We start from the raw sequence: 11555 nt of genomic DNA, 5'->3' as shown, positions 1-11555 counted from the left end.
CGGTGGGGGCTCTCCTGCGGTTACTTCTGTGCGGCTTCGAAGAGGGCGAGCACGTCGTCCGAGGACTCGGTGATCGTCAGGGAGACGACGGGCCGTCCGTGCTCCGCGAGCACACCCGCGTCACCGGCCGCCTGCGCCTGGATGAGCTGCCCGAACGTGAACGGCCGGTCGTGGATCTCGAGATCCACGTCCGTGCGCTCCAGGATCTGCAGGAACACGCCCTGGGCGGGGCCGCCCTTGTGGTACTGGCCTGTGGAGTGCAAGAAGCGCGGTCCCCAGCCGAACGTGGTCGGGCGCCCGGAGTCGGCGGCGACGAGCTCGCGCAGGCCCTGGAGCTGCGGTACCTCGAGGCGGTTGACGTAGGCCTGGATGGACACGTAGCCGTCGGCGGGGAGCTGGGCCCAGAGGGCGTCCAGCACGCCTTCGACGGTTCCCGACACGGCAAGGGCGGGATCGGAGACCCGCACCTCGACGCCGTTCTCGACGAACGCGGGCGCCGTGGGCTCCGGGCGCGCGTCGAGCAGGCCCCGGGCGGCGACCTTGGCCGACTCCACGTCGGGCTGGTCGAACGGGTTGATGCCGAGGAGGTGCCCGGCGATAGCCGTCGCGTACTCCCAGACGATGAACTGCGCGCCGAGGGTGCCGCTGACGAGGATCTCGCCCTCGTGCCGCTCGTGCAGGTGGAACTCGTTGGCGTCGTCGACGAGACGCACGATCTGGAGGTCGGCGGGGACCGGGTCGAGCTCCGGCGAGACCGGGAGCAGGACGACCGGGAGGATGCCCGTGCCCTCCTTGCCCGTGGACTCGGCGATCAGCTGCTCGATCCAGTCCGGCAGCCCATTGATGTGCGTGCCGTCGGTGATCAGACCCAGCTTGTCGCGGCGGGGGTTGGTGGCGGCGATCGCGGCCCCGAGACGGAGGGCGGGATTGTCGGCGGAGTCCACGGCCACCTCGAGCAGCGAGGCCTCGGCCTCGTCCAACAGCTCGTCGATGTCGACGCCGGCGAGTCCAGACGGGACGAGGCCGAAGGCGGTCAGCGCCGAGTAGCGGCCGCCCACGTTCGGGTCGGCGTTGAAGACCCGGTAGCCGGCCTCGCGCGCGGAGGCGTCGAGCGGGGAGCCGGGGTCGGTGACCACGACGATCCGCTCGGTGGGATCGATGCCGAGGTCGCGGAAGGCGGCCTCGAAGGTCCGGCGCTGCGAGTCGGTCTCGACCGTGGAGCCCGACTTCGACGACACGACGAGGACCGTCTCGGCGAGACCCTCGTCGAGCGCGGCGAGCACCTGCCCCGGGGCGGTGGAGTCGAGGATCGTGAGCGGGACGCCGGACGTCTGCGCGATGACCTCGGGAGCGAGCGACGAGCCGCCCATTCCGGCCAGCACCACGCGGGTGACGCCCTTCGCCGCGAGTTCCTCGCGCAGCGCGATGATCTCCGCGACCAGCGGGCGGGAGACCGAGACGGCCTCGACCCAGCCGAGGCGGACCGAAGCCTCGGCCTCGGCGGCCGGACCCCAGAGCGTGGCGTCGCCACCGGTGATGCGGGAGGCGACGAGGTCGTGGACCAGGGCGGGCACGGTCTCCTCGATCGCGACGCGCGCCGCGCCCGATGCGTGGATGGCGAAGGTCATCGCTGCGCCTCCAGAGCCTCGGTGACCTGCGCGAGCAGATCGTGCCAGGAGTCGATGAACTTCGCGACCCCCTCCTCCTCGAGCACCTCGGTGACGGCGTCGAAGTCGACGCCCACCTCGGTGAGCCCGGCGAAGACCTCGCGGGCCTCCTCGTAGCCGCCGGTGATGGTGTCTCCCGTGACGACGGCGTGGTCGAACGTCGCCTCGAGGGTCTTCTCCGGCATCGTGTTCACGACGCCGTCCGCGACGAGCTCCGTGACGTAGAGGGTGTCCGGCAGCGCCGGGTCCTTCACGCCGGTGGACGCCCACAGCGGGCGCTGGACGTTGGCGCCGGCGGCGAGGAGATCCTGCGCGCGCTTCTCGGCGAACGTCTTCTCGAAGAGCTCGTAGGCGAGTCGGGCGTTCGCGAGTCCCGCCTTGCTCTTCAGCGCGGTGGCCGCGTCCGTGCCGATCGCGGTCAGGCGCTTGTCCGTCTCCGTGTCGACCCGGGAGACGAAGAACGAGGCCACGGAGTGGATGGTGGACAGATCGATGCCCGCCTCCTTGGCACGCTCGAGGCCCGTGAGGTACGCGTCGATGACCTCGGCGTAGCGCTCCAGGCTGAAGATGAGGGTCACGTTGACGCTGATGCCGTTTGCGATGGCCTCGGTGATGGCCGGGAGGCCGGCCTTGGTCGCCGGGATCTTCACGAGGAGGTTGGGCCGGTCGATCCGGTCCCAGAGCTCCTTGGCCTGCGCCACGGTGCCGTCGGTGTCGTGGGCGAGGTCGGGGGAGACCTCGATCGAGACGCGTCCGTCGACGTGACCGGACTCCTCCCACACCGGGCGGAAGACGTCGAGCGCGGCACGGACGTCCTGGGTCGTCGCGGCGAACACCGCGTCCTCGGCGGAGGCTCCGGATGCGGCGAGCTCGGTGACCTGCGCGTCGTAGGACGTGTCGTTCTTGTCCGTGATCGCGTTCGCGAAGATGGTCGGGTTCGTGGTGACGCCCACGACGTTGCGCGACGCGATCAGCTCGGCGAGGTTGCCGGAGGAGATGCGGGTGCGCGAGAGGTCGTCGAGCCAGATGCTGACGCCGGCGGCGGCGAGCTGGGCGGTGGGGGTGCTCATGCGTTCTCCTTGATGGTCTCGCGGGCGGCCGCGACGACGGCCTCGGTGGTGATGCCGAACTTCTCGAAGAGGGTCTTGTAGTCGGCGGAGGCGCCGAAGTGGTCGATGCCGACCGAGCGACCGCGGTCGCCGACGATACCGCGCCACGTGAGCACGGAACCGGCCTCGACCGAGACGCGGGCGGTGACGGACGCCGGCAGCACGCTCTCGCGGTAGGCCTCGTCCTGCTCCGCGAACCACTCCAGCGAGGGGGCGGAGACGACGCGGACGTTCACGCCCTCGCCGGCGAGCACCTCGCGGGCGTTCACCGCGAGCTGCACCTCGGAGCCGGTGGCCACGATGATGACGTCCGGCGTGCCGTTCGGCGCCTCGGCCAGGACGTAAGCGCCCTTGGCGGCCTGGGCGGCGGACGCGAACGTGTCGCCCGAAGCCTCGCCCTCGCCGCGCGGGAACACCGGGATGTTCTGGCGGGTCAGCGCGATGCCGGCCGGGCCCTCGTGGCGCCGGAGGATCTCGAGCCACACGGCGGCGGTCTCGTTGGCGTCCGCCGGACGGACGACGGCCAGGTTCGGGATCGCGCGCAGCGTCGCGAGCTGCTCGATCGGCTGGTGCGTCGGGCCGTCCTCGCCGAGGGCGACGGAGTCGTGCGTCCAGACGAAGACGCTCGGCACGTTCATCAGCGCGGCCAGGCGCACGGCCGGACGCATGTAGTCGCTGAAGATGAGGAACGTGCCCCCGAAGGCGCGCGTGGGCCCGTGCAGCACGATGCCGTTGACGATCGCACCCATCGCGTGCTCGCGGATGCCGAAGTGCAGCACCCGGCCGTACGGGGTGCCCGACCACTCGTGGGTCGACCACTCAGCCGGGATGAAGGACGGCGCGTCCTTGATCGTCGTGAGGTTCGACTCGGCGAGGTCGGCGGAGCCGCCCCAGAGCTCGGGGAGCTGCGCGGCCAGCGCGTTGATGACCTGGCCGGACGCGGCGCGGGTCGAGACGTCCTTGCCGGCCTCGAAGACGGGGAGTGCGTCGGCGATGTCGGCGGGGAGCTCGTGGGCCTCGACGCGGTCGAGCAGGGCCTTGCGCTCGGGGTTGGCGGCCGCCCAGGCATCGAACGACTCCTGCCAGGCGGCGCGGGCCTCGGCGGCGCGCTCCGCGAGGCCGCGCGTGCGCTCCAGCACCTCGTCGGCGACGACGAAGGTCTGCTCCGGGTCGAACCCGAGGACCTTCTTGGTGGCGGCGAGCTCGTCGGCTCCGAGCGCCGATCCGTGGATCTTCCCGGTGTTCTGCTTGCCGGGAGCCGGCCAGCCGATGATGGTCTTGAGGATGATGAGCGACGGCTTGTCGGTCTCGCCCTTGGCCGCCTCGATCGCGGTGTGGAGCTCGGCGACGTCCTCCACGTACTCGCCGGTCTTCTTCCAGTCCACGGTCTGCACGTGCCAGCCGTAGGCCTGGTAGCGAGCGGCGACATCCTCGGTGAAGGCGACGTTCGTGTCGTCCTCGATGGAGATCTGGTTGGAGTCGTAGATCGCGATGAGGTTACCGAGCTGCTGGTGGCCGGCGAGCGAGGAGGCCTCGCTGGTGACGCCCTCCTGCAGGTCGCCGTCGCCCGCGATCACGTAGACGAAGTGGTCGAACGGGCTCGTGCCCGCTGCGGCCTCGGGGTCGAAGAGGCCGCGCTCGTAGCGGGCGGCGTACGCGAAGCCGACCGCCGACGCGAGGCCCTGGCCCAGCGGGCCCGTGGTGATCTCGACGCCCTTGGTGTGGCCGTACTCGGGGTGTCCGGGGGTCTTCGAGCCCCAGGTGCGGAGTGCCTTGAGATCGTCGAGCTCGAGCCCGAACCCGCCCAGATAGAGCTGTACGTACTGCGTCAGCGACGAGTGGCCGACCGACAGGATGAAGCGGTCGCGCCCGAGCCAGTCGGTGTCGGTCGGGTCATGCCGCAGCACCCGCTGGTAGAGCAGATAGGCGGCGGGAGCCAGACTCATCGCCGTGCCGGGATGACCGTTGCCGACCTTCTCGACCGCATCGGCCGCCAGGATCCGGGCGGTGTCCACCGCGCGTCGATCGATCTCGTCCCACTGCAATTCCGACACGTTCATGCCCTTTCCGACAGTTTCGAGGGCGCCGGTATTCCCTGGCGCATCCGCAACTTCCCTGGCGCATCCCGCATCGTCCAGGAGACGGGCGGGGTTGTGCGCAGCACCGGGCGCGCGAGTGCTCTCAGCATAGCGGGGACGGTCCCGGCGACTGAGGGGTAGAAGGCGCGGAACGCGTCACGGCGTGTCATAGACTGGAGAGGTTGTCCGGTAACGCGCGCGGAGGAGGCGATCGAGATCTCGACGATGTCTGATCAGACCGTACGGAAGTCGTCCATCGGTCGCACGGTGAGCGCCTACGTCACTCTGACGAAGCCCCGGGTCCTCGAACTCCTCCTCGTCTCGACCGTTCCGGTCATGTTCCTCGCGCAGGGCGGGCTGCCCGATCTCTGGCTGGTCCTCGCGACGGTCATCGGCGGATCGATGAGCGCCGGTTCGGCCGGCGCGTTCAACATGTACCTCGACCGCGACATCGACGCGCACATGCACCGCACGGAGAACCGGCCGCTCGTGACCGGCGAGGTCAGTCCGCGCGGCGCCCTGATCTTCTCGTGGACGCTCGCGATCGTGTCGACCGTGTGGCTCTGGTTCACCACGAACCCGCTCACGGCGATCCTGTCGGCCTCCGCGATCTTCTTCTACGTCGTGATCTACACGATGATCCTCAAGCGCCGCACCGAGCAGAACATCATCTGGGGCGGCATCGCGGGGTGCTTCCCGGTCCTCATCGGCTGGTCTGCCGTCACCGGGTCGCTCGACTGGCCCGCCTTCATCCTTTTCCTGCTCGTCTTCCTCTGGACGCCGCCGCACTACTGGCCGCTGTCCATGAAGTACAAGGACGACTACGACGATGTCGACGTGCCCATGCTCGGCGTCACCCGCAACGCGTCGCAGGTCGGCCTGCAGGTCATCCTGTACGCGTGGGCCACGGTCGCCTGCTCGCTGCTGCTCGTGCCGATCGCCAGCATGGGCCTCGTCTACACCGTCTCCGCCCTGGTGTTCGGCGGCTGGTTCATCTATGAGTCGCACCGCCTGTACAACCAGGCGGTCCGGGGGACCGAGGCGCGGCCGATGCGAGTCTTCCACGCCTCGATCACTTACCTGACGCTGCTGTTCGTCGCCGTGGCGATCGACCCGCTGCTGCCCTTCTGATCCTCGTCGGCCTGGGGCTCGCCGGCCTGAGGCTCCGCATCGACCTGCGGCTCTGCATCGGCGGTCCGGAGAGCGGGCTCGTCGCGCGGGACTGAGACCGTCTCGACCGCCTCGTCCTGGATGATCGGCTCCTCGCGCTCGACGATCGGCGCGGGGGCGATCGGGGAGGCGACCAGCGTGCGCGCGGCGACGAGGCCGAGCGACAGGAGCAGGCCCACCAGGCCCGCACCGAGGACGACCGCGCCGACGACGACGAGCGACTGACCGACGTACACCTCGACACCGGTGGCGGTGCCGTCCATCAGGGTGGTCGTCATCGTGCCGATCTGTCCGGCGATCATCCAGCCGCCGACCCCGACCGCGGCGAGGGAGACGACGATGAGGAGCCAGAACCCGGCGCTGCGGGTGAGTGTCTTGTTCATGTCGACCACGATGGTCGATGCGGTGATGAGCGGCCGGTGCGCGCGCTATGGATCGTCTGTGCGGCAGGTCAGTCGACGGGGGCGGGTACGACGGACGCGGTGCGCTTGAGGTGCAGCACGACGACCGTGTAGGTCGCGGCCGACAGCGATGCCAGGACCATGTGGATGCCCACGAGCACAGGCGGCAGCCCCTCCCGCGCCTGCCAGACGCCGACGGCCACCTGGATAAGAATCGCGATGACGAGGACGAGCAGCCACCGGCGGGGCTCGAGGCGCAGGACCCAGGCGGACACCGTCAGGAAGAGCACGAGGGCGGCGAGGATGTAGCCCGGCCAGGAGTGGACGTGGGCGAGGACCGTGGCGTCGAAGCCGCGGCGCAGCACGTCGGCGTCGCCCGAGTGCGGGCCCGATCCGGTCGTCAGCACGCCGAACAGGATGGTCACGGCGAGGGCGAGGCCGGTGACGTGCGTCACGATCGCGAACCAGGTGGGGACGGCCCGCTCGCGCGGTCCTTCCGGAGTCGCCAGCCGCACGAGGAACGCGGCGGTGATGCAGACGAGCAGGAGCGACGACGTGTAGTGGAACCCGACGATGAAGGGGTTCAGGCCCGTGAGCACGGTGATGCCGCCGACCAGGGCCTGCGCGACGACGCCGATCAGCACGAGCCAGGCGAGGAGGACGAGATCCCGTCGGGCGGGCGTCGTGCGCACCGAGTGGACCGCCGCCGCGATCACCGCGATCAGGAGCACGGCGGAGGCGACGGGGAACGCCGGGAAGTCGGTGAGCGAGACCAGGACGAAGGCGACGGCCGCGCCGGCGAGACCGCCGATGGCGAACCACAGGGCGTCGATGAGCGCCCGGCGGCCGCTGATGGTGTGCAGGACGAGCAGGACGACGGCGATCGCGATGATCCCGACGACGCCGGTCATCAGCCGGTTGCCGAACTCGATCATCCCGTGGATGCCCTGCACCTCGACGATCGGGACGAGCGACTCGGGCGTGCACAGCGGCCACTCGGTGCAGCCGAGGCCGGATCCGGTCAGCCGCACGGCGCCGCCGGTGCCGATGATGATCGTCTCGCTGAGGAACGACAGCCACGCGAAGACGGTGAGCGCGCGACCCCACACCGCGGAGCGGGGGGAGGCGGTCGCCCTGGTCGTCGAGGGGGCGGGGATGGTCGTCTCGGGCATAAGTCCTCCGGCCCGTCGAAGACGTGGCGCACGGCCCGTCCGTCAGGCGGAACCTGTAGAATCGGATTGTTGCGATGAGCGCTGACAGCGCTGAAGCATCGTCAACAGTTTAGGCGCGATGGAAGCGCCCGTGATGAGGGCCCCACCAACGGCACCCGCTCCCGCAGACTCGACGGGGATCAGGTGTGTCGGGGCGGATGACACCGTTTGGGACCTGTGAGGAGAGTGTTGCATGTCGGATGTGCTGATCGACCGCCCGGAGCTCGATGGTCTGGGGGTGTACGAATTCGGCTGGCACGATGAGGATGCCGCGGGTGCCGTCGCGAAACGCGGGATCTCGGAAGAGGTCGTCCGCGGGATCTCGGCCCTCAAGAACGAGCCGGAATGGATGCTGAAGACCCGTCTCAAGGGCTATCAGCTCTTCGGCCGCAAGCCGATGCCGACCTGGGGTGCCGACCTCAGCGACATCGACTTCGACAACATCAAGTACTTCGTCCGCTCCACCGAGAAGCAGGCGCAGAGCTGGGAAGACCTCCCCGAGGAGATCCGCGAGACGTACGAGCGCCTGGGCATCCCCGAGGCCGAGCGTCAGCGTCTCGTCGCCGGCGTCGCCGCGCAGTACGAGTCCGAGGTCGTGTACCACCAGATCCGCGAGGACCTGGAGGCCCAGGGCGTCATCTTCATGGACACCGACACCGCCCTGCGCGAGCACCCCGAGTTCTTCGAGGAGTACTTCGGCACCGTCATCCCCGCGGGCGACAACAAGTTCGCCGCGCTGAACACCGCCGTCTGGTCGGGCGGCTCGTTCGTCTACGTCCCCAAGGGTGTGCACGTCGAGATCCCCCTGCAGGCCTACTTCCGGATCAACACCGAGAACATGGGCCAGTTCGAGCGGACCCTGATCATCGCCGACGAGGACAGCTACGTCCACTACATCGAGGGCTGCACCGCCCCGATCTACAAGTCGGACTCCCTGCACTCGGCCGTCGTCGAGATCATCGTGAAGAAGAACGCCCGCGTGCGCTACACGACGATCCAGAACTGGTCGAACAACGTTTACAACCTGGTCACCAAGCGCGCCGTGGCGCACGAGGGCGCGACCATGGAGTGGGTCGACGGCAACATCGGCTCCAAGGTGACGATGAAGTACCCGTCGATCTACCTGATGGGTGAGCACGCCAAGGGCGAGACCCTCTCCGTCGCGTTCGCCGGCCCCGGTCAGCACCAGGACGCCGGCGCGAAGATGATCCACATGGCGCCGTACACGCAGTCGTCGATCGTCTCGAAGTCGATCGCCCGCGGCGGTGGCCGTGCCGGCTACCGCGGCGAGGTGCGTGTCGACGCCGCCGCCCATCACTCGGCGAACACCGTCCGCTGCGACGCCCTCCTCGTCGACACGAAGTCCCGTTCCGACACCTACCCGGCGATCGACATCCGTGTCGACGACGTGCAGCTCGGCCACGAGGCCACGGTCTCCAAGGTCAGCGAGGAGCAGCTCTTCTACCTGCAGTCCCGTGGCATGCCCGAGGACGAGGCGATGGCGATGATCGTGCGCGGCTTCATCGAGCCGATCGCGCGCGAGCTGCCGATGGAGTACGCGATGGAACTGAACAAGCTCATCGAGATGGGCATGGAAGGATCGGTCGGCTAAATGGCGGCCTCGACGACAGCGCCCAGCGAGGCGCAGCACACGAACGCGCACATCGACCCGGCCGCCCAGGTGGCGGACGCCGGATTCGTCCCGGTGCAGACCCGCTCCGAGCGTCCGCACTCGTTCGACCCGGACGACTTCGGCACGCCGACCGGTCGCGAGGTGAACTGGAAGCACACGCCGGTGGCCGCGCTCACGCCGCTGTTCCGCCCGGCCGAGGGCGACGAGGGCGTGCAGTACTCCTTCACGTCCGGCGAGCAGTACGTCGCCGCGCCGCTCCCGGCGGGAACCGCTCCGCGCGGCGAGGTCTTCCTCGCCGAGGACATCACCGCCGCCGTCGCGTGGCAGGGCGCCTCCGAGGCCCTGCACATCCGCATCCCGCGCGAGGAGGAGGTCGCATCGCCGATCTTCCTGTCGCTCACGGGCACCGGAGCCGACCGCCGGGCGGACGCCCACATCGTGATCGAGGCCCTCGAGCACAGCGCCGCCACGGTGGTGCTGCAGCACAAGGGCTCGGCGCAGTACGCCCAGAACGTCGAGATCATCGTCCGCGATGGAGCGAAGCTCACCGTCGTCTCCGTGCAGCAGTGGGATGACGACGCCCTGCACGCGGCCGCCCACCAGGCGCGGGTCGCGGCCGACGCCACCCTCAAGCACTTCGTCGTGAGCTTCGGCGGCGGCGTGGTGCGCGTGAACCCGAGCGTCGAGCTCGCCGGTGCCGGCTCCGAGGGCTACCTCTACGGGCTGTCCTACGCCGACTCCGGTCAGCACCTGGAGAGCCAGGTGTACCTGCACCACAAGGGCCCGCACACGACCGGCGACGTGCTCTACAAGGGCGCGCTGCAGGGCGAGAGCGCCCACAGCGTGTGGATCGGCGACGTGCTGATCGGGGCGGAGGCCACCGGCACCGACTCCTACGAGGCCAACCGCAACCTGGTGCTCACGGAGGGCGCACGCGCGGACTCCATCCCGAACCTCGAGATCGAGACGGGCGACATCGTCGGCGCCGGGCACGCGAGTGCCACCGGCCGCTTCGACGACGAGCAGCTCTTCTATCTCCAGGCCCGCGGCATCCCGGAGGACGAGGCCCGCCGACTGGTGGTGCTCGGCTTCCTCACCGACATCGTGCTGCGCCTCGGCATCCCCGACCTGGAGTCGGAGCTGCTGGCCGCCATCGAGGCCGAGCTCGCCGAGGTGGACGCGTGACCGCGCAGCGCGTCTGCGGCGTCTCCGAGCTGGAGCAGGACACGCCGCTGCGCGTCGAGCCGGACGGTGTGCCGATCACGGTCATCAAGGACGGCGAGGGCGTCATCCACGCCATCGGCGACACGTGCACCCACGGCGACATCTCGCTGTCCGAGGGCTTCGTGGAAGGTGACACGGTGGAGTGCTGGGCCCATGGCTCGGCGTTCTCCCTGATCACCGGCAAGCCCCAGAATCTCCCCGCATATGAGCCCGTCCCGGTCTACGTCGTCGAGATCGACGGCGACGACGTGCTCATCGATCCCGCTGTGACGAAGGAAGTCTGAAGAATGTCTGTTCTCGAGATCCGCGACCTGCATGTGACGGTCGAGACCGAGGCGGGGACCACCCCGATCCTCAACGGAATCACCCTCACCATGAACACCGGTGAGACCCACGCCATCATGGGCCCCAACGGCTCCGGCAAGTCCACCCTGGCCTACACGATCGCCGGCCACCCGAAGTACACGGTCACCTCCGGCTCCATCACCTTCGACGGTGAGGACGTCCTGGCGATGAGCGTCGACGAGCGTGCCCGCGCCGGTCTGTTCCTCGCCATGCAGTACCCGGTCGAGATCCCCGGCGTGACCGTGACGAACTTCCTGCGCACCGCGAAGACCGCGCTCGACGGCGAGGCGCCCTCGATCCGGCAGTGGACCAAGGACGTCAAGGAGTCCATGGCCAACCTCCGCATGGACCCCAAGTTCGCGCAGCGCAACGTCAACGAGGGCTTCTCGGGCGGCGAGAAGAAGCGCCACGAGATCCTCCAGCTCGAGGTGCTCAAGCCGAAGTTCGCCGTGCTCGACGAGACCGATTCCGGCCTCGACGTGGACGCGCTGAAGATCGTCTCCGAGGGTGTCAACCGCGCGAAGGAGTCCACCGGCCTCGGTGTGCTGCTCATCACGCACTACACCCGGATCCTCCGCTACATCCGCCCCGACTACGTGCACGTGGTCGTCGCGGGCAAGATCGTCGAGGAGGGCGGCCCCGAGCTCGCCGACCGCCTGGAGAACGAGGGCTACGACCGGTTCCTCGACCCCTCCGCTCCCATCGAGGCGTAGGCTG

General features: G+C 69.3%; 10 protein-coding genes. 5 read left to right on the top strand and 5 right to left on the bottom strand.

Annotated elements, in window-relative coordinates; genetic code table 11:
- Positions 1 to 20: 20 nt before the first annotated feature.
- Genes KVS71_RS07960 through tkt form a run of 3 tightly spaced genes read right to left on the bottom strand, consistent with a single transcriptional unit; the run spans position 21 to position 4830 of the window.
- Complete coding sequence (locus tag KVS71_RS07960; RefSeq protein WP_217584292.1) at positions 21 to 1628, bottom strand: glucose-6-phosphate isomerase; 1608 nt, start codon at positions 1626 to 1628, stop codon at positions 21 to 23.
- Complete coding sequence (gene tal, locus KVS71_RS07955) at positions 1625 to 2737, bottom strand: transaldolase (RefSeq protein WP_217584291.1); 1113 nt, start codon at positions 2735 to 2737, stop codon at positions 1625 to 1627. The genes KVS71_RS07960 and tal overlap by 4 nt, the downstream gene beginning before the upstream one ends.
- The gene (gene tkt, locus KVS71_RS07950) at positions 2734 to 4830 is read right to left on the bottom strand and encodes a transketolase (RefSeq protein WP_217584395.1); all 2097 of its coding nucleotides are present in this window, start codon (positions 4828 to 4830) and stop codon (positions 2734 to 2736) included. The genes tal and tkt overlap by 4 nt, the downstream gene beginning before the upstream one ends.
- A gap of 249 nt (positions 4831 to 5079) precedes the next feature.
- Between tkt and KVS71_RS07945 the strand changes: the two genes are divergently transcribed.
- Positions 5080 to 5985: a heme o synthase gene (locus tag KVS71_RS07945; RefSeq protein WP_217584290.1), complete on the top strand. Its 906-nt coding sequence runs from the start codon at positions 5080 to 5082 to the stop codon at positions 5983 to 5985.
- Here KVS71_RS07945 and KVS71_RS19985 read toward each other — a convergent pair.
- Both KVS71_RS19985 and KVS71_RS07935 read right to left on the bottom strand, forming a co-directional pair.
- A complete protein-coding gene (locus tag KVS71_RS19985; protein WP_254635581.1) occupies positions 5931 to 6407 on the bottom strand; it encodes a hypothetical protein in 477 nt (158 codons plus the stop codon). The two genes, KVS71_RS07945 and KVS71_RS19985, sit on opposite strands and share 55 nt — an antisense overlap.
- A 68-nt stretch (positions 6408 to 6475) precedes the next feature.
- The gene (locus KVS71_RS07935) at positions 6476 to 7597 is read right to left on the bottom strand and encodes a COX15/CtaA family protein (RefSeq protein WP_217584289.1); all 1122 of its coding nucleotides are present in this window, start codon (positions 7595 to 7597) and stop codon (positions 6476 to 6478) included.
- Between the two features lie 232 nt (positions 7598 to 7829).
- On the opposite strand from KVS71_RS07935, the gene sufB reads away from it, so the two are divergent.
- From sufB to sufC, 4 genes are read left to right on the top strand one after another with little or no spacing between them, the layout of a single operon-like run.
- Positions 7830 to 9248: a Fe-S cluster assembly protein SufB gene (gene sufB, locus KVS71_RS07930; RefSeq protein ID WP_025103651.1), complete on the top strand. Its 1419-nt coding sequence runs from the start codon at positions 7830 to 7832 to the stop codon at positions 9246 to 9248.
- Positions 9249 to 10454: a Fe-S cluster assembly protein SufD gene (gene sufD, locus KVS71_RS07925; protein ID WP_217584288.1), complete on the top strand. Its 1206-nt coding sequence runs from the start codon at positions 9249 to 9251 to the stop codon at positions 10452 to 10454.
- Positions 10451 to 10777, top strand: a complete 327-nt coding sequence (locus KVS71_RS07920; protein ID WP_025103649.1) for a non-heme iron oxygenase ferredoxin subunit — start codon at positions 10451 to 10453, stop codon at positions 10775 to 10777. The genes sufD and KVS71_RS07920 overlap by 4 nt, the downstream gene beginning before the upstream one ends.
- A gap of 3 nt (positions 10778 to 10780) precedes the next feature.
- Positions 10781 to 11551, top strand: a complete 771-nt coding sequence (gene sufC / locus KVS71_RS07915; RefSeq protein ID WP_025103648.1) for a Fe-S cluster assembly ATPase SufC — start codon at positions 10781 to 10783, stop codon at positions 11549 to 11551.
- Positions 11552 to 11555 lie beyond the last annotated feature (4 nt).

Source organism: Microbacterium sp. GbtcB4 (assembly GCF_019091465.1).
In the GTDB taxonomy this organism is placed as follows: domain Bacteria; phylum Actinomycetota; class Actinomycetes; order Actinomycetales; family Microbacteriaceae; genus Microbacterium; species Microbacterium paraoxydans.
Note: the sequence above shows the minus strand (reverse complement) of the source record. Positions and strands in the feature narration are given on the sequence as shown.

Bases quoted from the DNA above. Each gene is read 5' to 3' on its own strand.
- KVS71_RS07960 (WP_217584292.1), bottom strand. From the start codon at position 1,628: ATGACCTTCGCCATCCACGCATCGGGCGCGGCGCGCGTCGCGATCGAG.
- tal (WP_217584291.1), bottom strand. From the start codon at position 2,737: ATGAGCACCCCCACCGCCCAGCTCGCCGCCGCCGGCGTCAGCATCTGG.
- KVS71_RS07945 (WP_217584290.1), top strand. From the start codon at position 5,080: ATGTCTGATCAGACCGTACGGAAGTCGTCCATCGGTCGCACGGTGAGC.
- KVS71_RS19985 (WP_254635581.1), bottom strand. From the start codon at position 6,407: ATGAACAAGACACTCACCCGCAGCGCCGGGTTCTGGCTCCTCATCGTC.
- KVS71_RS07935 (WP_217584289.1), bottom strand. From the start codon at position 7,597: ATGCCCGAGACGACCATCCCCGCCCCCTCGACGACCAGGGCGACCGCC.
- sufB (WP_025103651.1), top strand. From the start codon at position 7,830: ATGTCGGATGTGCTGATCGACCGCCCGGAGCTCGATGGTCTGGGGGTG.
- sufD (WP_217584288.1), top strand. From the start codon at position 9,249: ATGGCGGCCTCGACGACAGCGCCCAGCGAGGCGCAGCACACGAACGCG.
- sufC (WP_025103648.1), top strand. From the start codon at position 10,781: ATGTCTGTTCTCGAGATCCGCGACCTGCATGTGACGGTCGAGACCGAG.